A 20099-nucleotide genomic window follows, 5' to 3' on the forward strand; every position below is an offset into this window, starting at 1 on the left:
TGTCCCCATGGCAGCGAAAGACGAGCTAGGCAGATCCGGTGAAGAACATGCGGTTCGATACCTGACCGGTATCGGATATGTGGTGCTCGATCGCAACTGGCGATGTGCGCAGGGTGAGATCGACATAGTCGCCTGCCGCGGTCGCCATCTGGCGGTCGTAGAGGTCAAGACACGACGGACGATCGCCCACGGGCACCCCTTCGAAGCGGTGGATGCACGCAAGGTCCGCCGGCTGTGGCAGCTCGCCCATGCGTGGGCCGCCGATCATCCCGATCTCGCCCGAGGGCTCATGATCCGGATCGAGGCGATCGGGATCATCGGCGCTGATCCGGAGCACAGCACCCTTGAACACCTCATGGACGTGTCATGACGACGGCCCGCACCTGGGCGGTCGCGCTGACCGGGGTGGATGGGCACATGGTCGAGGTCGAGGCGGACATCTCGAATCAGACGCCCGACTTCAAGATCATCGGGTTGCCCGACAAATCACTCGGCGAAGCGGTTCAGCGGGTGCACAACGCGTGCAAGAACACCGCGCTCGATCTCCCGCGTCGTCGGCTGACGGTGAACCTCTCACCCGCGAGCCTCCCCAAGCAGGGAGCGGGGTTCGACCTCAGCATCGCCGTAGCCGCGCTGGCAGCCGGGGGAGCCCTGTCGGGCCGCTCCATCGCGCGCGTGGTGCATCTCGGTGAGCTCGGGCTCGACGGTCGACTCCGGCCCGTTCCCGGAGTGCTCCCGTCCGTCTTCGCTGCGGCTCGCGCGGGATTCGACACCGTGATAGTCCCGTGGGGCAACGAGGCGGAGGCGAGGCTCGTTCCGGGAATCGAGGTGCGTCCCGCCGCGAGCCTGTCGCAGGTGGCGGTGTGGCACGGCGCGGAGATCGACGTGCTCGAGGCAGATCCGGTCGCGGCCACAGCGGTCGTTCGCGAGCGTCCTGAGGAGTTGGACCTCGCCGACGTCGTGGGGCAGCACGACGCCGTGCGTGCGCTGATCGTCGCGGCGGCAGGAGGACACCACATGATGCTCAGCGGCCCGCCGGGGGCAGGAAAGACGATGCTCGCACGAAGGCTGCCCGGCATCCTTCCGAGTCTCACCGAAGACGAGGCGCTCGAGGTGGCGTCGATCCGCTCGCTGACAGGTGAGCCGGTGCAGGCTCTCGACGTCATGCCGCCGCTGGAGTCGCCGCACCACAGTGCATCCGTCGCGGCGCTCGTCGGAGGCGGGACGAGGTCGGTTCGCCCCGGGGCGATCTCTCGGGCACACAGGGGCGTGCTCTTTCTCGACGAAGCGGCAGAGTTCTCGAGGGTCGCGCTCGATGCGCTGCGTCAGCCGCTCGAGTCGGGTGTGATCGAAGTGAGCCGATCGGGGATCACGGCACAGTTTCCCGCGAGATTCCAACTGATCGTGGCGCTCAACCCCTGCCCATGTGGCAACTACGGGGTGCGTGGTGCGGAGTGCGCGTGCCCGTCGTTGGCGATCCGCAGGTATTCGACGAGGCTCTCGGGTCCGCTGCGCGACCGCATAGATGTCGAGCTGCACGTCTCCCGGGTATCCGCCTCTCAGGCGATGGTCGGGGGCCGCACCGGGATGACGAGCGAGATCGCACGCGCGACGGTCATCGAGGCGCGGGAGCGCGCTGTCGCCCGATGGCGGGGAACGCCGTGGCTCCGCAACAGCGAAGTGCCCGGTGCCCGGCTGAGACAACTCGATCTGCGTGTTCCTGCGGATGCGAGGGTGCCGTTGGATCGGGCTCTCGAGCGGGGGACGCTCACTTTGCGAGGCTACGACAGGGTGTTGCGGCTGGCTTGGACCATGGCCGATCTCGCCGGAGTCGATCGGCCAGGACCCGACGAAGTGGGTCAGGCGCTGTTTCTCAAGAGCGGGTACGCATCATGATCGATTCGCTCACAGATGACGCCGGGCTTCGAGAGTCACTCGACCAGGTCAGGCCCTCAGAAGATGCGGGGGAGGCGCTCGCCCGAGTGTGCTGGTCGGTTCTCGCCGAGCCGGGCGATGGCGTGGCCGGGGCGCTCATAGGCGAGCTCGGCGCCTTGGGCGCGCTCCGGTTCGCGCTGGGTACCGGGAATGCGGCGAGCTCAGAAGTCGGCAATCGGGCACTCGCCGATGGGCGGGCGCGGTGGAAGACCCGGGCCGACGTTCGCAGCGTGGGCGATGCGGTGCGCGGCGCCAGGGACGTCGGAGCTCGGCTTCTGATTCCGGGGGACACGCACTGGCCGATCTCTCTCGACGACCTCGGGGCCCATGCGCCGGCCGTGCTCTGGGTGCGTGGAGATCCGGGACTGCTGAGCGCGGCACCCAGAGTCGCGATCGTCGGCGCCCGCGCCGCAAGCGGCTATGGCGAGATGCTCGCGGGCGACTTCGCCGGCGAATTGGCCGGAGGCGGCGCTGTCGTGGTGTCCGGGGGCGCGTACGGCATCGACGGCGCAGCCCACAGGGCCGCACTCGGCGTCGGTGGGAGCACGATCGCGTTCCTCGCAGGCGGTGTCGATCGCGCGTACCCCCAGGGCCATCAGCAGCTCCTGCGCCGAATCGTCGAGACCGGCGCCGTGGTGAGCGAGGTCCCGTGCGGCACCGCGCCGACGAAGTGGCGATTCCTGTCGCGCAACAGACTCATCGCCGCGGTGAGTGACGCGACGGTGGTCGTGGAGGCGGGGTGGCGAAGCGGGTCGCTGAACACTGCAGGGCACGCAGCCGCACTGGGTCGTCCGCTCGGTGCGGTGCCCGGGCCAGTGACGTCCGCATCGTCGGCCGGCTGTCATCGGCTCCTGCGTGAGTACGACGCGCGGTGCGTCACCACGACTGCTGAGATACGCGAGCTCTGGGGTGGCGGGCTGATCGGCACGTCACCCGGCCCAGGGGCGGATCCCGACCGGTCTCGCGTTCTCGATGCCATGAGCGGTCGCGGGGCTCGAGCCGCTCTCGAGTTGTCTCGACGGTCGGGGCTGGCGCCCGAGCGCGTCATCGCCTTGCTCGGGCTGCTCGAGCTCGAGGGCGAGGTGGTGCGAGTCGAAGGGGGATGGCAGAGAGCACGGCTTGGCCAGCGGCGCGGCTGACGCGGCGGTGATCCGCGCTCCTGCACACTTGAGGCATGCAGTTCGCGGCAGCCGCACACGCCTTCACCGACCACCTTGCCCGGGTGCGCCGGCTGTCTCCCGCCACCGTGCGCGCCTACCGATCAGACCTACGGGACCTCGCGGAGGCCGCCGGCGCACTCGAGCTCGACCAGATCACCCTGGAGACTCTCCGAGATTGGCTCTGGCGGGCGACTCAGCGCGGGGACGCGCGGTCGACGCTCGCGCGGCGGGCGGCTGCGGTGCGGTCGTTCTTCAGCTGGGCGCACGAGCAGCAACTCGTCGATCACGATCCGAGCCTGCGTCTTGTCGCTCCCAAGCGGGGGCGAGCTCTCCCCACGATCGCCTCTCAGGATGCGATGACGACCCTGCTCGATTCGCAACGTCGAGCCGCCAGCGCCGGTGACCCGATAGCGCTCCGAGACCACGCGATTCTCGAACTGCTGTACGGGGCCGGCATCCGGGTCTCCGAACTGTGCGGGCTCGATGTCGACGACCTCGACCTCGATCGAGGTACAGCGCGTGTGATGGGAAAGGGGGCGAAGGAGAGAGTCGTACCCTATGGGCTTCCGGCTCGCGAGGCCGCCGGCTCGTACCTGTCTCGAGGGCGCCCCTCCCTCGCCGCCCGCACATCGCGGTCGTCTCCCGCACTGTTCCTCGGCAGTCGTGGTGCGCGGATCGGTCCACGAACGGTGTATTCCCTGGTCGCCGAGGTGCTCGCGCCGTTCGTCGGCGAAGAGACTGTCGGCCCACATGCGCTCAGGCATACAGCAGCGACTCATCTGCTCGACGGTGGAGCCGACCTCCGGGCCGTCCAGGAGATCTTGGGCCATGCCAGCTTGGGCACGACCCAGATCTACACTCACGTCTCCGCTGAGCGTCTCACTGCGACGTACCGTCTGGCACACCCCCGCGCGTGATGCACAGCCTTGGCGCGCGTCATGGCGCGTCGCAGCAGGGGAGCAGCACCGCTCGCGGCACCGGCCCGAAGAGCAGCATCGGGTTGATGTACGCACCGTCCAGCCGAACTCCCAGGTGCAGTGCGCCGAGACTCGCATGACCGCCAGCCGCGACCGTCCCGATCTCGTCGCCGGCTGAGACCGTGTCGCCGGGGGCGAGTGCGGAAGACGCCGGCTCGAAGGTCGACACATAGCCGCCGGGATGCGCGATCGTGATCAGCGGCCTGTCGACGACGACCCCGCGGAACGCGATCACCCCGTCGGCGGGCGCTCGGACGATCACCCCGTGCGCGCTCGCGAGGTCGATGCCTCGATGGCCGGCACCGAACGCGTGTGCCGGAGCGCGATAGGGCGATGCGACTGCGCGGGGCGCGTCGATCGGCCACCGCCAGAGTGGGGATGCCCCACCGGCTGAGGGTGGCGATGACGACGCTCCTGCGCTCGTCTGGAGGGGAGGCGTGAGAGCTATGACGATCAGCAGGAGGACGGTGACCGTCGCGCGTATGCGGGTGCTCATGAGCCAATGTTCCTTGGCGTGTGCGAATGGCTCCGCGTTCGACCGACGCCTGCGCGGAGCGTGTGCAGAGTGCTCGAAGCGGGCGTGATGTGCAGGGTGAGTGGGGGCGGCGCATCCTGTATGCTGGGGGAGCACCTCGATCTCGGGGTGACTACGCGTGCCCATAGCGACTTCAGTCGTGGCATCCACTCCCACAGGTCCTGTTTCCACTCAGGCGGGAGTGCGCCGGGCACCAGGAAGTTCGATCATCCGATCGACTTGACAACCTCAACGGCGCAGACTCGCGCCAGAACAAGGAGACGACCATGGCTGTGGTCACCATCCGCCAGCTGCTCGACAGCGGCGTGCACTTCGGACACCAGACGCGTCGGTGGAACCCGAAGGTCAAGCGCTTCATTCTCACCGAGCGCAGCGGCATCCACATCATCGACCTGCAGCAGTCGCTCGGGTACATCGACAAGGCCTACGACTTCGTCAAGGAGACCGTCGCGCACGGCGGCACGATCCTCTTCGTCGGCACCAAGAAGCAGGCGCAGGAGATCCTCGCCGAGCAGGCCACCCGCGTGGGCCAGCCCTACGTCAACCAGCGCTGGCTCGGTGGACTTCTCACGAACTTCCAGACGATCGCGAAGCGTCTCGCCCGCATGAAGGAGCTCGAGGAGCTCGACTACGAGAACCCTTCCGCTTCGGGCTTCACGAAGAAGGAGCTCCTTCTCAAGAAGCGCGAGCTCGACAAGCTGCACAAGTCGCTCGGCGGTATCCGCAACCTCACCAAGACGCCGTCCGCCCTCTGGGTCGTCGACGCCAAGCGTGAGCACCTCGCCATCGACGAGGCGAAGAAGCTGGGCATCCCGGTGATCGGCATCCTCGACACCAACGCCGACCCCGACGACTTCCAGTACCCGATCCCCGGCAACGACGACGCGATCCGCTCGGTCTCGCTGCTCACCCGCATCATCGCGGATGCAGCGGCAGAGGGCCTTCAGCAGAAGCACAACCCTGAGACGGGCGACGCTGAGCCGCTCGCCGACTGGGAGAAGGAGCTTCTCGAGACCCCCGCCGACGCTCCGGCCGCTGACGCAGCCGTCGAGGCTCCGGCCGAGGACGCGACCGCTGAGGCTCCCGCCGCTGACGCCGCCGCTGAGGCTCCGGCTGAGGCCGACGAGGCTCCCGCAGCAGAGGCCGCCGAGGCCCCCGCTGAGGCAGACGCCAAGTAATTCCGCGACCACCACACACATCACGAAGCAAGGAGCCACCACACATGGCCAACTTCACCATCGCCGATCTCAAGGCGCTCCGTGAGCAGCTCGGCACGGGAATGGTCGACACCAAGAAGGCGCTCGAGGAGGCTGACGGCAACGTCGAGAAGGCCACCGAGATCCTGCGTCTCAAGGGTGCCAAGGGCAACGCGAAGCGCGCTGACCGCTCGACCAGCGAGGGCCTCGTCGTCGCTCGCGAGCAGGACGGCGCAGTGACGCTGATCGAGCTCGCCTGCGAGACGGACTTCGTCGCGAAGAACGAGCGTTTCATCGCCCTGGCCGACAAGGTCGCCGACGCTGTCGCAGCAGTCAAGGCCGATTCGGTCGAGGCTGCTCTCGCCGCCCAGGCGGGCGACAAGAGCGTCGAGCAGGTCATCTCGGAAGAGGCCGCGATCATCGGCGAGAAGGTCGAGCTGCGTCGCGTGCGCACGGTCTCCGGCGACAAGGTCGAGGTCTACCTGCACCGCACAAGCAAGGATCTGCCTCCGCAGATCGGTGTCGTCGTCGCGTACTCGGGTGACGACGCCGAGACCGCTCGCAGCATCGCGCAGCACATCTCATTCGCCAACCCGTCGTACCTCTCCCGCGAGGACGTTCCGTCCGACGCCGTGGAGAAGGAGCGTCAGATCGTGACCGAGATCTCGCGCAACGAGGGCAAGCCGGAGGCGGCGCTGCCCAAGATCGTCGAGGGCCGTGTCTCCGCGTTCATCAAGCAGGTCGCCCTGCTCGAGCAGGACTACGCGAAGGACAGCAAGCTCTCCGTCGCCCAGGTGGCGAAGGACGCCGGTATCACCGTGACGGACTTCGCGCGCTTCAAGGTCGGCGCGTAACACCGTCGAAGGGGTTCGGATCAACGCGATCCGAACCCCTTCTTCATGCCCAGAAGGCACTATCTTGAATCGGGACGAGAGGATCACCCCCATGACCGAACGCACAGGACGCCGTCGCGTCCTTCTGAAGCTCTCCGGCGAGGCGTTCGGCGCCGGCCAGCTCGGCGTCAACCCCGACATCGTCAGTCAGATCGCACGGGACATCGCCGCGGCGGTCGACCGGGTCGAGGTCGCCATCGTCGTCGGCGGTGGCAACTTCTTCCGCGGAGCGGAGCTCAGCCAACGCGGGATGGATCGCGGGCGCGCCGACTACATGGGAATGCTCGGCACAGTCATGAATGCTCTTGCTCTGCAGGATTTTCTCGAGCAGGCGGGTGCGCCCACACGTGTGCAGTCGGCCATCTCGATGACCCAGGTCGCCGAGCCGTACATTCCGCTGCGCGCTGAGAGGCACATGGAGAAGGGGCGCGTCGTCATCTTCGGCGCCGGAGCTGGCCTGCCGTACTTCTCCACCGACACGGTCGCCGCACAGCGCGCCCTCGAGATCGGCGCGCAGGAAGTCCTCGTCGCCAAGAACGGCGTCGACGCGATCTACACCGCGGATCCGAACAAGCACGCCGACGCCGAGCGCATCGAGCGCGTCACGTATCGCGACGCCCTTCAGCGCGGGCTCAAGGTGGTCGATTCGACGGCATTCAGTCTCTGCATGGACAACAACATGGACATGCGCGTGTTCGGCATGGAACCCGCCGGCAACGTCACGCGCGCGCTTCTGGGAGAGCCGATCGGCACTCTCGTCACCGCCTGAGCGCCTGGCGGTGCTCACGGGCGACGCCCGATAGAATTTCAGAACACCCCGACGATAGGAGTCACCGTGATCGCGGATGTCCTCGCTGAAACCACCTCCCGTATGGCACGAGCGGTCGAGGCCGCCAAGGAGGACTTCTCCACGGTGCGCACCGGTCGCGCCAACCCTCAGCTGTTCCAGAAGGTGCTCGTCGACTACTACGGCACGCCCACTCCGCTCGCTCAGCTCGCTTCGCTGGCGAACCAGGAGGCGCGCACGCTCATCATCACGCCCTACGACAAGACGGCGCTGAAGGGTATCGAGCAGGCGATTCGTGACATGCCGAACCTCGGCGCCAATCCCACGAACGACGGCAACCTCGTTCGCGTGACCATGCCGGAGCTCACGGCTGAGCGTCGCAAGGAGTACGTCAAGCTCGTCAAGACCAAGGCCGAAGACGCCAAGGTGCATGTGCGCGGGATCCGTCGCAAGGCGAAGGACGAACTCGACGGTCTCAAGAGCGAGCTCGGCGAAGACGAGATCGCCCGTGCAGAGAAGGAACTCGACGCCCTCACGCGCCAGCACGTCGACCTCATCGACGACGCGCTCAAGCGCAAAGAGGCTGAACTCCTCGAGGTATAGGCGGCATGTCCGACGAACCCACGGATGACGGCGCCGACAAGCCGCGGACGCGCCGAGCGGCGCGCGACTCGTCGACCTCGACCGGCGCCATCCCGCTGGATGAAAGTGCCTTCGCTGCGTTCGATGCGACGAGTGTCCCGCCACGACCTCCCCTCCCTGCCGACGAACAGGCGATGCCGGGGTCCCCTCTGGACACGGCGGACCACAGTGCGATCAGAGAGCAGTGGCGGGCGAAGCGTGACGAGTTCGGCACGCATGTCACGCATGCTCGTGGGCAACTCGACCAGGCGAACGAGCGCATCAAGGAACGCACGGGGCGCGATCTGATCCTCGCGACCCTGATCGGGCTCGCGTTCGGCGCAGTGCTGCTCGCGTCGCTGTTGTTCATCAAGGTCCTCTTCGTGCCGTTCGCTCTCGCCGCCGCGTTGCTCGGCGTCTACGAGCTCTCGTTGGCGTTGCGCGCATCGGGTCGACGGATCGACGTGATCCCGCAGTTCATCGCCGCGACACTGCTGGGGCTGTCCGCCTTCTTCCTCGACCTGTGGTTCGTCTGGGTCATGCTGTTCTTCGCCGTCGCATTCGTGATCGTCTGGCGACTGGTCGCGCAGATGGTCGCCAAGGACGGCAGGACCTACGGTGATGTGCTCACCGACGCCGTCATCGGCGGATTCGTCCAGATATACGTGCCGTTCCTCGCGGCAGTCGCACTGATCCTGCTCAAGCAGGAGGGCGGCCAGTGGTGGGTGTTGAGCTTCATCGCGATCGCTGTCGTGGCCGACACCGGTGCGTATGCCGCCGGGCTGGCATTCGGTCGGCACCCCATGGCGCCGAAGATCAGCCCCAAGAAGACCTGGGAGGGATTCGGCGGAGCCGTGGTGGGGTCGATCACGGCCGGCGTGCTCCTCGCGATCTTCCTGCTTGAGCTGCCGTGGTGGACCGGTGTCATCTTCGGCATCGCGATCCTCCTGTCAGCGACCCTGGGGGATCTCGGTGAGTCCATGCTCAAGCGTGACCTCGGGATCAAGGACATGAGCTCCTGGCTCCCAGGGCACGGCGGGCTCCTCGACCGACTCGACAGCATCCTGCCGTCGACGGTGCCCGCACTGTGTCTGTATTTCCTCTTCTCCTCCTGGGTGGTGCTGTGATGGTCTCAGACGACGTAAAGACAGCGGATGCCGCGGCGCACCAGGTGGCGCCCGCTTTCTCGTTGACCACGGGGAGAGTGCGCGGCTATCATCGCGCAGCGGTCGACACCTTCCTCGCTGCCGCCAGGGCTGCGTTCGAAGGAGACGCTGACGACCTCACCGCTGCAGACGTCCGTGTGGCGTCTTTCCCGCTCGTCAAGAACGGCTATGTCGTGGCTGAGGTCGACGCAGCGCTCGGGCGAGTAGAGGATGCGCTGGCGGCCAGGGCCCGCGACCGAGCAGTCCGTTCCCAGGGAGCGGGGGCGTGGGTCGAGCAGGCCCGTGATGAGGCACAGGTGATCCTCGACCACCTCGCGCGTCCGAAAAGACAGCGTTTCGCACGCACGGGTGTCCTCACCTTCGGCTACCGCATCGATGAGGTCGATCATGTGGGCACCCGCATCGCGCGCTATCTGCGTGACGGCGAGCCGCTGACGGCCGAGCAGCTGCGCTCCGCGGCGTTCCGCATGCAACGCGGTGGGTATCGCGAAGAGCAGGTCGACGCGTTGATCGATGCGACGGTCGACGTGATCCTGGCTGTTCGCTGAGCGTTCCGATGGCCGACTCGCGCCTCACCGGGTAGACTGCCACTCATCGTGAACTCCCGAAACGACATGACACCTCATCGAAACGCCGTCACGCCTCTGCCCGCATCGGCGGTGCGCCCGGTGCGCAACGGCGGTCGCCGACGGGGCGTCGCGGGATTCTTCAGCGGCCTCGCGGTCGTCGGCTTCGCTGCGGCCATGGTGGCGCCGACCGGTGTCGCACTCGCGCAGCAGCCTGAAGCGGACGGCCCGGAGTCGGCGTACTCCGCGGCGCTCAGCGAGACGCAGAACCTGACTGTCACGGCGGAGGGCGCTGCGATCGCACCCGTGCAGCGTGGCACTTTCTCGGTCTACGTGACCCCCAAGCCGACGCCGACACCGACACCGACGACTGCCTCTTCCGGCTCCTCAGGATCGTCGAACCCCGGTCCCAGCGGTCCTCTCTTCTACACCGGCGGGGGAGCCCCTGCTGAGTGGATGGCTGCAGCGGGCATCCCGGAGTCCGACTGGGGCTACGTCGACTACATCGTCTCTCGCGAGAGCGGGTGGAACCCGAACGCGACCAACAAGTCCTCCGGCGCGTGCGGCCTCGTTCAGGCATTGCCCTGCAGCAAGGTTCCCGGCAACGGCTACGATCCGGTCGACAACCTGCGCTGGGCGTCGGGATACGCCACGGGACGATACGGCAGCTGGGCCGGCGCTCACGCCTTCTGGACGAACAACCACTGGTGGTGAGCCGGCGTCATGGCCCGCTCTCGCAGACGCCGTCCGGCGCGCCCTGACGCCGACGACTCGCTGGATCGTCTCCTGGCGTCGTGGAAGCGCACCGAGGTGCGTCGCGGCTCGGAGTGGACGGTGCAGCCGGTGTCTGCGGCACAGGCGCTCAAGGAGTACATCTGCCCTGGATGCGGGCGCAGTGTCGTACCGGGAGCTGCGCACCTCGTGGTCTGGCGCGCGGACGGTGTTCTCGGAGATGCCGCGGATCTCGCCGCCCGGCGGCACTGGCACACACACTGTTGGAGGATTGCATGAGCATGGAGATCCGCGGGCCGATCGAGCTGCCGGCGCGGCGCGAGGACATCGTGCTGGAAACGGCCGACGAACTGGCGCTGGTCGGCGAGCTGGCGATGCCCGAGTCTTCCGCGCCGGTGGCCACTCTTGTGACGCTGCATCCGCTTCCGACGGCCGGCGGGTTCATGGACTCGCACATCATCCGCAAGGCCGCCGCGCGGCTGCCTGCCTTGGCCGACCTCGCAGTGCTGCGATTCAACACCAGAGGCACCACCTCTCCGCGCGGAACCAGTGACGGGGCCTTCGACGGAGGAGCCGCAGAGCAGTTCGACGTCGCAGCGGCGATGGAGTTCGTTCGCGAGCGAGGTCTTCCGCGCCCATGGCTCGTCGGCTGGTCCTTCGGCACCGAGCTCGCCCTCAAGTACGGGCGGGAGCACGACGTAGAGGGCATCATCCTCCTTTCTCCACCGCTCCACCGTGCGACGGATGCCGAGGTCGCGGCGTGGGCCGACTCTGACGTCGAGGTGGTCGTGCTCGTCCCCGAGCTCGATGACTACCTTCGCCCCGCCGAAGCCCGCGAACGCTTCGCCGCGATCTCTCACGCGAAGCTGATCGCCGTCGAGGGTGGCAAGCATCTGTGGGTGGGGGAGAGCCAGACGCGTCGTGTCCTCACTGAGATCGTCGCTGCAGTGAATCCGTCGGCTCTCCCTCTGCCGACGGAATGGCCCGTCGTCTAGAGCTCGTTCATCCGGGGGATCAGCACCTGTCGGTAGAGGATCAGGATGCTCGCCGCCACGGGGATCGCGATCAGCGCACCGAGCAGGCCCAGCAGGCTGCCTCCTGCCAGGGCAGCGACGACGACCACTGCGCCCGGCACCGATACGGCGCGACTCATGATCCTCGGGGAGATGACGTACGCCTCGATCTGCATGTAGATGAGGTAGTAGATCGCTGCGGCGATCGCTGTAGCCGGCGAGCCGAGTCCGGGGATCAGACACACGAGGACGATGATCGTCGACCCCGTGAGAGTGCCGACGAGCGGGATCAACGAGAAGAAGAAGGCGACGACGGCGAGGACCGCAGGGAACGGCGCATCAATGATCGTGAGGAAGATCATGCTCAGGACGCCGTTGATGACTCCCTGGGTCACCTGCCCCATGACGTAGTAGCCGACCGAATCGGTGATCTGCTCTGCGAGGTCGATGAAGCGCTCACGCTTCGACGCGGGGGCCAGCTGGTAGACGGCACGCTTGAGCGACGGCGTCGAGGCCGTGAGGTAGATCGTCAGGATCAGGATGATGAACGCACCGAACAGTCCGCTCACGATGGCGCCGCCGGCCGCGAGCACGCTCTGGCCGATCGATCCGCCGATCTGGGCGAGGTTCGTCTCGAGCCAGTCGGTGACGTAGGCGAAGACGTCATCGACCCTGAGATTGGGGAACGTGTCGACCATCCACTGGCGCAGATCGGCGAGGAACGTGCCCCGCTGCACGATGGCAGTGATCTCGGCGATGAGCTGCGAGATCTGGTTGACGAGCACCGGGATGACGATCAGGATGATCCCGGCGAAGATCCCGAGAACCGCAAGGATCGTGATGAGTACGGCCAGCCAGCGGGGGAGCCGCCGGCGTTCGAGGAAAGAGACGAGCGGGTCGAGACCCAGACTGAGGAAGAGCGCCGTTCCCACATAGAGCAGTACCGTCGAGAGGCTCTCCACGCTGCCGATGAGCAGGATGCCCAACCCCACGCCGAGCGTCGCCACGAGAGCGGTACGGAACGGGTTGTGGATCTTCATCGCTGCTCCTCGGAATGCCGGACTCTGCAAGCGTATCCACCGCACCGCAACTGGCCGCGACGACGTGCCGCACGCGCCGCGGCCGTACCCCTCGTGGGCAACACACAGCTGATTTCGCTAGTCTGAAATGTCGAGTGTTGCGACTCGGACGTGGGTCCGGGCCGTGTGAGGAGACTATTCGTGCGTTTCGTATGGGCCGTCGTGGCCTTCGTGCTGGCTGCGGGACTGATCGCTGCGGGCATCGCGCAGCGAACCATCTTCATGGGTCCGTCGACCCAGGAGGTCTCAGTCACCGTGGAAGAACCCGCCCCTTACGTGCTGCTGGACGGCGACGTCCTGCGCGAGCACCCTGGGTCGCAGACTCTGCTCGTGCGGGGAGAAGGTGACATCTTCGCGGCATACGGTCGGACGGCCGATATGCAGGCGTGGCTGGCCGTCGCCTCGTACAACCACGTGACCGCGGGCAACGACGGCGAGCTCGAGACGGAGCTGATTCCTGCCGGAGCCACGACCGACGGCGACGGCGCCACGGCAAGCCCGGCACCTTCGGAGAGCCCTGCCCCGGCGGAGACCACTGTGCCCTCAGAGACTCCGGCGGAGGACGGCGCAACCACAGAGGCAGGCCGCAATCCGGCCGGTTCCGATCTCTGGCTGGATTCGTTCACCGAGGCCGACGCACTGATCGTCGACAAGATGCAGCTCCCAGAAGGTGTCAGCCTGATCATCGCGTACGACGGCAGCGCTGATGCTCCCGACGACATCGTGATCTCGTGGCCTCTCGACACCTCGACGCCGCTCGCGGGGCCGCTCATGGCGGCAGGCGCAGCGATGCTCCTCGTCGGGCTCGTTCTCTACGTCCTCGCCATCCGTCACCAGCGCCGAGGACGAGGGCCGCGGCGCAAGGGCCCCGGTCCTCTCCCCGCGACCGAGCCGATCGATGTGGCTCAGCTGCCGCCGTCCGAGCGCGCAGCGATCGAGGGCTCCGCCGCCGACGCTCCCGACGGCTCGGTGTCGTCCGCTGGACCCTCGAAGGCGACGGGGGCGGGCCAGGAGGAGTCGGAAGACACGGCACCTGCGGACGCTCCGGACCGCGATCGGAAGACCGAGCGGCGTGCGACGACCACGGGGCGTCGTCGTCTGCTCGCATTGCCCGCGCTGGCTGTGACAGCGCTGCTCGCCAGCGGGTGCTCGCCCGATTCCTGGCCGCAGTTCGGCGAGGGAACGCCGTCACCGTCACCCAGCGCGACGGTGATCGCCCCCGACAACCAGAAGCCCCCCGCAGTCACCGAGGCACAGGCGAGGCGAATCCTGCAGGAAGTGTCGACGACACTCGCGAACGCAGACGCGGCGATGGACATCGCTCTGGCCGGGACTCGTCTCGATGGTCCCGCGCTGACGGCTCGTACGACCGAGTACGCGCTTCGGACCGCGGTCCCGGAGACCCCGGTGCCTGCCGCGATCCCGACCGATGATGTCGAGGTAGTGCTGCCGGAAGCAACCGACCGCTGGCCGCGGACGGTGCTGCTGCTGTCGAAGAGCGCCGGCGACGACACCGTGCCGCCGGTGATCCTCACCATGACCCAGCAGGACCCGTGGTCGAACTACAAGGTGACGACGATGGCCGAGATGTCGGCGGATGCCGTCTTCCCCGAGGTGGCCGCGCCGTGGCTCGGCACGTCTCTCGTGCCGGACGATTCCGCATTCCTCAGCCTCCCGCCGAGTGAACTCGCGGAGACGTTCGCAGACATCGTCGACACGGGGGAGACCAGCGCGTCCTACGGGCTCTTCGACGAGATCTCTCAGAATCTCGCCCAGTCGATTCGCGACAGCCGCCAGGCCGTCGTGCAGAACCTCGCGGACAACGGCGCCGCCGAGACGTCGCAGACCGCGTTCGACATGATCCCCGCAGATTCCGCACCGGTGTCGATGGCCACGCTCGACAGCGGGGCGATCGTGGCTGTCTCTCTCGTCGACACGGAGTCGGTGACGCCGACGTCGGCAGACGCCGTGATCCGCTTCGGTGACAACGCTCAGGCCAAAGCCCTGACGGGTGTGAGCGAATCCGCCAAGGGCGTGACGACCAAGTACGAATTCCAGCTGTTCTTCTCCGTTCCCGCGCAGGGCTCGACGGAGCAGATCCGACTCCTGGCTGTCCGACAGGACCTTCTCTCCGTCGAGGTGATCAAGTGACCGATATCTCTCCCGCCGCGCTCCGAGGAGCCGTCGACCTCTCCTCTCTGCGCAACCGCCCGACAGCACCGACTGCGCCGGCGCAGAGCCCCGCCGCTGCCGGTGCCGGGGCCGTTGACATCGTCGTCGATGCGACCGACGAGTCGTTCGGCCAGATCCTCGAGCTCTCGCGCACAGTGCCCGTGGTGGTCGACCTCTGGGCGGAATGGTGCGGCCCCTGCAAGCAGCTGAGCCCGATCATCGAGAAGGTGGCGCGCGAACTGGGCGGCAGAGTCCTCCTCGCCAAGGTCGACGTCGATGCGAACCCGCAGCTCGCCCAGGGTTTCCGCGCACAGTCGATCCCGATGGTCGTGGCGCTCATCGCCGGTCAGCCGGTCCCGATGTTCACGGGTGCGGTTGCCGAGCAGCAGGTCAGGGAAGTCTTCGCGCAGCTGCTCCAGCTCGCGGCTCAGAACGGCGTGACGGGCACGTTGAACGTCGGCGAGCAGCCCGAGGGGCAGGAAGCGCCAGAGGAACCCCCGATGCCGCCGCTGCACGCCGAGGCTTTCGCTGCCATCGAGGCGGGCGACTACGCCGCGGCGATCGTGGCGTATGAGAAGGCCCTCGCAGAGAACCCTCGCGACGAGGACGCCATCGCCGGTCTGGGGCAGGTGCGACTGCTCCACCGTGTCCAGAAGCTCGACCTGCACGACGCACGGGCCGCAGCTGCGGCTGCGCCCCGAGACATCCAGGCGCAGTTCGACGTCGCAGATCTCGACCTCGCCGGCGGCCACGTCGAGGATGCGTTCGGGAGGCTGCTCGACCTGTTCGCGCAGCTGCCGTCGGACGAGCGGACGCCGGTTCGTGAGCGTCTGATCGAGCTGTTCGGCCTGATCGGTGCCGCGGATCCTCGCGTCATCGCCGCCCGCAACAGGCTTTCCTCGCTGCTCTTCTGACCTGGGGCTACGGCTGACCGGCCCTGAGGAGCGGTCAGCCGTAGCCAGTCAGTCGCGACGGATCAGCCGTGGCTGATCGTGGGCACGTGAGGCTCGCCCTCGTGACGCAGCCAGATGGTGGACAGCGCGGGGATCGTGACAGTCGCCACAGCGGGTCCGCCCTCTTCTGAGTGCGCGACGACCATGCCGAGGTTGCCTGATCCGCGGCCGCCGTACTCTGCGGCATCCGTGTTGAGGATCTCCTGCCATACGCCGGCGACCGGCAGAGCGAGGTGGTGGCCGCTGCGCTCGATGCCAGCGAAGTTGCTGATGACCACGACACGGCCGCCATGCGCATCACGGCGCTCGAACGCGATCACGTTCGGGTCCCAGCTGGGAGCACCGAGACGCGCGAACGACGAGCCGTCGTTGTCTCGCTCCCACAGTGGAGCCTGGGCGCGATAAGTGTGATTGAGCTGTCCGACGAAACTCTGCAGCTGCATATGCGACGGCTGCTCAAGCAGCCACCAGTCGAGCTCGCGGGATTCGGACCACTCCGCCAACTGCCCGAACTCCTGCCCCATGAAGAGCAGCTTCTTGCCAGGGTGACCCCACATGTACGCGAGGTAGGCGCGAACGTTCGCGAGCTTGTGCCAGTGGTCGCCGGGCATCTTCGCGAGAAGGCTGCCCTTGCCGTGCACGACCTCGTCGTGGCTGATCGGCAGCAGATAGTTCTCTCCGAACGCGTAGACGAAGGAGAACGTCATCTCGCCCTCGTGGTGCGAGCGGTACATCGGGTCGCGTTCGATGTACTGGAGGGAGTCGTTCATCCAGCCCATGTTCCACTTGAATCCGAACCCGAGTCCCGCGTGGTCGGTCGGTGCGGTGACGCCGGGGAAGCTGGTCGACTCCTCCGCGATCATCAGCACGCCGGGGTGGAGGCGATAGGCGGTCGCATTGACCTCCTGCAGGAACCGGATGGCCTCGAGGTTCTCTCTGCCCCCGTGGATGTTCGGCTCCCACTCGCCTTCGTCGCGTGAGTAGTCGAGGTAGAGCATCGAGGCCACCGCGTCGACCCGAAGGCCGTCGACATGGAACTCGCTCAGCCAGAAGAGGGCGTTGGCGACCAGGAAGCCGCGCACCTCGGGACGGCCGTAGTCGAATATGAGGGTTCCCCAGTCCTGGTGCTCACCGCGCCGAGGGTCGGGGTGCTCGTACAGCGGCTGTCCGTCGAACTTCGCGAGGGCGAAGGCATCCTTGGGGAAGTGCCCGGGCACCCAGTCCATGATCACGCCGATCCCCGCCTGGTGAAGTCGATCGATCAGGTATCGCAGATCATCCGGGGTGCCGAACCGACTCGTCGCCGCGTAGTACCCGCTGACCTGGTAACCCCAGGAGCCACCGAACGGGTGCTCTGCGAGCGGCATGAACTCGACGTGCGTGAAACCAGCCTCGTTGACGTGCGCGATGAGCGGCTCGGCAGCGTCGCGGTAGCTCAGGCCTCCGCGCCAGGACCCGAGGTGCACCTCGTAGACAGACAGAGGCTGGGCGACCGCATGGGTCGCTGCACGGCGGGTCATCCACGCGCCGTCCGACCAGGCATAGGTCGACTGCGTGATGACGGATGCCGTCTCGGGAGGAATCTGCGCGGCCTGGGCCATCGGGTCGGCCTTGAAGATCCACGAGCCCTGACGCGTGCGGATCTCGTACTTATAGGTCGTTCCGACCGCGAGATCGGGGATGAACAGCTCCCAGATGCCGCTCACGCCCATCGAGCGCATCGCGTGGGACTCGCCGTTCCATCCGTTGTGGTCGCCCACGACGCGAACGGCTGTGGCGTTGGGAGCCCAGACCGCGAAGGCGACGCCGCTCTCACCGTCAGCGACTCGAGCGTGCGCGCCCAGCGCCTGCCACAGCCGTTCATGGCGTCCCTCTGCGATCAGGTGCAGATCGACATCGCCGAGCGTCGGCAGGTGGCGGTACGGGTCTCCGCTGATCGTCTCGTCGTCGTCGCCGTAGGCGGTGGCGAGCCGATATGGAACCGGCGGTCCGTCGTGCTGTGCCTCCCAGATGCCGTGCGCGACGTGCTCGAGAGCGAGACGGCTCCCGTCTTCGAACACAGCCTCGACCGATGAGGCGAGCGGACGACGGGCGCGGATCACCGTGACTGTGCGGTCGCTCGCGTCCGTGAACGGATGCGAGCCGAGCACGGCGTGCGGGTCGTGGTGCTCACCGGACGCCACTGCGGCCCAGTCCGACGACTTCGCCGCATCTTCGACGTAGCTCATGCTCGTCTCCTCACCTTCAATATGTGCACCGGCTCGGCGAAGGCGTCGAGGCGCACGTAGTTGTGGTCTGCCCACGTCCAGACGTCGCCGGTCAGCAGGTCTTCCACCTCGAACTGCTCGCCCGGGGGCACACCCCAGATCGTCGTGTCGAGATGGACGGTGGTCTCGCGGACGGAGTGCGGATCGACGTTGGCGATCACGAGGATCGTGTCGGACTGACCGGTGCCGGTGAAGGCTGCGTCGAGATGCTTGCTGTAGACGAGGACGGAGTCGTCATCGCTCCAATGCACGGAGAGGTTGCGGAGCTGACGGAGAGCCGGGTGCGCGGTGCGGATCTCGTTCAGCCGGCGCAGGAGAGGAGCCAGCGAGTCGCCGGCAGCCTCTGCGCCCTCCCAGTCGCGGAACTTGAACTCGTACTTCTCGTTGTCGATGTTCTCCTCGGAACCGGGGCGCGCGACATTCTCGAACAGTTCGTAACCTGCGTACACGCCGTACACGGGAGCAGCGGTGGCCGCGATGCATGCGCGGATCCGGTATGCCGCGCGTCCGCCGAACTGCAGATACTCGGTGAGGATGTCATGCGTGTTCACGAAGAGGTTCGGTCGCATGTAGTCGCTGGTCTCGTGCGAGACGCTGGTGAGGAACTCCTCGAGCTCCGCCTTGGTGTTGCGCCAGGTGAAGTAGCTGTAGCTCTGTTGGAACCCTACGGCGGCCAGAGCGCGCATCACTGCAGGGCGCGTGAAAGCCTCTGCGAGGAAGATCACGTCGGGGTCCTGTGCATTCACGGTCGCGATGAGCCACTCCCAGAACTGCAGAGGCTTCGTGTGCGGGTTGTCGACCCGGAAGATCTTCACGCCCTCGCGTACCCAATGCTGCACGATGCGCAGCATCTCCTGATAGATGCCGGCGGGGTCGTTGTCGAAGTTCAGGGGGTAGATGTCCTGGTACTTCTTCGGGGGGTTCTCCGCGTAAGCGATGGTGCCGTCGGGGAGGGTCGTGAACCACTCCGGGTGCTCATCGACCCAGGGGTGATCCGGAGACGCCTGCAGAGCGAGATCGAGAGCGACCTCCAGCCCCTCGTTCCTCGCGGCCCGAACGAAGGCGCGGAAGTCTGCCGGCTTGCCGAGCTCGGGGTGGATCGCGTCGTGACCGCCGTCGGCGGATCCGATCGCATACGGCGAACCCGGGTCGCCCGGTTCGGTCGTGAGCGTGTTGTTCCGGCCCTTGCGGTTCGTCGTTCCGATCGGATGGACGGGCACCAGATAGATGACGTCGAATCCCATGGCGGCGACGGCGGGAAGACGCTTGGCGGCCGTTCTGAACGTCCCGCTCTTGACGGTGCCGTCCTTGAGGCGCTTCGCGCCCTCGGAGCGCGGGAAGAACTCGTACCAGGCACCGACGCCTGCCGCGGTCCGCTCGACGAGCAGTGGGCGCGCCGCCGAGCTCGATCGCAGTGTCATCAGGGGCCGGTCTCGGAAGAAACCTGCGAGCTCTGCATCGGTCGAGGCTGCGGTGGTGGTCGCCGCATCCCCGCCGGTCAGCGCCGCGGCGATGTCGGTGAGACGTCTGCGCTGGGCTGCAGGACGGTCCTTCTCGGCTGCTGCTCGCGTGAGCAGCTCGGCTCCGAGCGCCGCCATCACCGGCACATCCACGCCGGCGGCGACCTTCACCTCGGCGGCGTGAGCCCAGGTCGCGAAGTCGTCGGAGAACGCCTCGAAGCGAAAGGTCCAGCGACCCTGCAGGTCGATCGCGATCTCGGCACCCCAGCGGTCGCTCCCATCCAGGAACGGGGTGAGGCGGTGCAGGGTCTCGTCGCCGTCGGGCGAGGTCAACCGGACCTGCACGCCGATCAGGTCATGCCCCTCGCGGAACGCGACAACGGTGAACGGAACCACCTCGCCGACGAAGGCCTTGGGTGCGAAACCGCCCGGCACGGCCGGGGTACCACCGACCAGTGGAATGCGCGCCGTGACGAGCCCGTCGCCGTCTGAGACGGCACCCAACGGGCGGGACGGGATCTGCGCGGGGCTTCGGAGAGCCTTCGGACTGGTGCTGCTCATTCGTGCGGCCACCCCCCGAATGTACC

Annotated in this window: 19 protein-coding genes; 15 read left to right on the forward strand and 4 right to left on the reverse strand. The window is 67.1% G+C overall.

Features of this window, described 5'->3' with window-relative positions; translation table 11 throughout:
- The first annotated feature begins 7 nt into the window (after positions 1–7).
- Genes QMA07_RS09210 through QMA07_RS09225 form a run of 4 tightly spaced genes read left to right on the forward strand, consistent with a single transcriptional unit; the run spans position 8 to position 4012 of the window.
- On the forward strand, positions 8–370 hold the full coding sequence (locus QMA07_RS09210) for a YraN family protein (RefSeq protein ID WP_290161274.1): 363 nt from the start codon (positions 8–10) through the stop codon (positions 368–370).
- Positions 367–1896, forward strand: coding sequence for a YifB family Mg chelatase-like AAA ATPase (locus tag QMA07_RS09215; protein ID WP_290161275.1), 1530 nt, complete (start codon positions 367–369; stop codon positions 1894–1896). Before QMA07_RS09210 ends, QMA07_RS09215 begins: the two co-directional genes overlap by 4 nt.
- On the forward strand, positions 1893–3074 hold the full coding sequence (gene dprA, locus QMA07_RS09220; protein WP_290161276.1) for a DNA-processing protein DprA: 1182 nt from the start codon (positions 1893–1895) through the stop codon (positions 3072–3074). Before QMA07_RS09215 ends, dprA begins: the two co-directional genes overlap by 4 nt.
- Before the next feature lie 35 nt (positions 3075–3109).
- A complete protein-coding gene (locus QMA07_RS09225) occupies positions 3110–4012 on the forward strand; it encodes a tyrosine recombinase XerC (protein ID WP_290161277.1) in 903 nt (300 codons plus the stop codon).
- A gap of 19 nt (positions 4013–4031) precedes the next feature.
- Here the strand turns inward: QMA07_RS09225 and QMA07_RS09230 are convergent, their stop codons facing one another.
- On the reverse strand, positions 4032–4568 hold the full coding sequence (locus QMA07_RS09230; RefSeq protein WP_290161278.1) for a M23 family metallopeptidase: 537 nt from the start codon (positions 4566–4568) through the stop codon (positions 4032–4034).
- 305 nt (positions 4569–4873) lie between these two features.
- On the opposite strand from QMA07_RS09230, the gene rpsB reads away from it, so the two are divergent.
- From rpsB to QMA07_RS09275, 9 genes are all read left to right on the forward strand, one after another.
- Positions 4874–5785 carry a 30S ribosomal protein S2 gene (gene rpsB, locus QMA07_RS09235; protein ID WP_290161279.1) on the forward strand — a complete coding sequence of 304 codons (912 nt, stop codon included), beginning with the start codon at positions 4874–4876 and terminating at the stop codon, positions 5783–5785.
- A 44-nt stretch (positions 5786–5829) separates the two neighbouring features.
- Positions 5830–6657, forward strand: a complete 828-nt coding sequence (tsf, locus tag QMA07_RS09240; protein ID WP_290161280.1) for a translation elongation factor Ts — start codon at positions 5830–5832, stop codon at positions 6655–6657.
- Positions 6658–6748: 91 nt separating this feature from the next.
- Positions 6749–7465, forward strand: a complete 717-nt coding sequence (gene pyrH / locus QMA07_RS09245) for a UMP kinase (protein WP_042536766.1) — start codon at positions 6749–6751, stop codon at positions 7463–7465.
- 66 nt (positions 7466–7531) lie between these two features.
- Positions 7532–8086 carry a ribosome recycling factor gene (frr, locus tag QMA07_RS09250; RefSeq protein ID WP_290161281.1) on the forward strand — a complete coding sequence of 185 codons (555 nt, stop codon included), beginning with the start codon at positions 7532–7534 and terminating at the stop codon, positions 8084–8086.
- Between the two features lie 5 nt (positions 8087–8091).
- Positions 8092–9231, forward strand: coding sequence for a phosphatidate cytidylyltransferase (locus tag QMA07_RS09255; protein ID WP_290161282.1), 1140 nt, complete (start codon positions 8092–8094; stop codon positions 9229–9231).
- The gene (locus QMA07_RS09260) at positions 9231–9818 is read left to right on the forward strand and encodes a DivIVA domain-containing protein (protein WP_290161283.1); all 588 of its coding nucleotides are present in this window, start codon (positions 9231–9233) and stop codon (positions 9816–9818) included. Before QMA07_RS09255 ends, QMA07_RS09260 begins: the two co-directional genes overlap by 1 nt.
- Before the next feature lie 195 nt (positions 9819–10013).
- The gene (locus QMA07_RS09265; RefSeq protein WP_290161352.1) at positions 10014–10550 is read left to right on the forward strand and encodes a transglycosylase SLT domain-containing protein; all 537 of its coding nucleotides are present in this window, start codon (positions 10014–10016) and stop codon (positions 10548–10550) included.
- Between the two features lie 9 nt (positions 10551–10559).
- Positions 10560–10847 (forward strand): hypothetical protein, encoded by a 288-nt coding sequence (locus QMA07_RS09270; protein ID WP_290161284.1) that lies wholly within the window; start codon positions 10560–10562, stop codon positions 10845–10847.
- Positions 10848–10849: 2 nt separating this feature from the next.
- Positions 10850–11563: an alpha/beta hydrolase gene (locus QMA07_RS09275; protein WP_290161353.1), complete on the forward strand. Its 714-nt coding sequence runs from the start codon at positions 10850–10852 to the stop codon at positions 11561–11563.
- Here QMA07_RS09275 and QMA07_RS09280 read toward each other — a convergent pair.
- On the reverse strand, positions 11560–12621 hold the full coding sequence (locus QMA07_RS09280) for an AI-2E family transporter (RefSeq protein WP_290161285.1): 1062 nt from the start codon (positions 12619–12621) through the stop codon (positions 11560–11562). The genes QMA07_RS09275 and QMA07_RS09280 overlap by 4 nt on opposite strands.
- Positions 12622–12801: 180 nt before the next feature.
- On the opposite strand from QMA07_RS09280, the gene QMA07_RS09285 reads away from it, so the two are divergent.
- Positions 12802–14811: a glycosyl transferase gene (locus QMA07_RS09285; RefSeq protein WP_290161286.1), complete on the forward strand. Its 2010-nt coding sequence runs from the start codon at positions 12802–12804 to the stop codon at positions 14809–14811.
- Positions 14808–15746 carry a tetratricopeptide repeat protein gene (locus QMA07_RS09290; RefSeq protein ID WP_290161287.1) on the forward strand — a complete coding sequence of 313 codons (939 nt, stop codon included), beginning with the start codon at positions 14808–14810 and terminating at the stop codon, positions 15744–15746. Before QMA07_RS09285 ends, QMA07_RS09290 begins: the two co-directional genes overlap by 4 nt.
- A 62-nt stretch (positions 15747–15808) precedes the next feature.
- Here QMA07_RS09290 and glgB read toward each other — a convergent pair whose 3' ends face one another.
- Together glgB and QMA07_RS09300 are read right to left on the reverse strand one after the other, a co-directional pair.
- A complete protein-coding gene (gene glgB / locus QMA07_RS09295) occupies positions 15809–18013 on the reverse strand; it encodes a 1,4-alpha-glucan branching protein GlgB (RefSeq protein WP_290161289.1) in 2205 nt (734 codons plus the stop codon).
- Positions 18010–20073: an alpha-1,4-glucan--maltose-1-phosphate maltosyltransferase gene (locus QMA07_RS09300; RefSeq protein ID WP_290161291.1), complete on the reverse strand. Its 2064-nt coding sequence runs from the start codon at positions 20071–20073 to the stop codon at positions 18010–18012. The genes glgB and QMA07_RS09300 overlap by 4 nt, the downstream gene beginning before the upstream one ends.
- Positions 20074–20099: the final 26 nt, after the last annotated feature.

This window comes from Microbacterium sp. APC 3901, assembly GCF_030407765.1.
Lineage (GTDB): Bacteria > Actinomycetota > Actinomycetes > Actinomycetales > Microbacteriaceae > Microbacterium.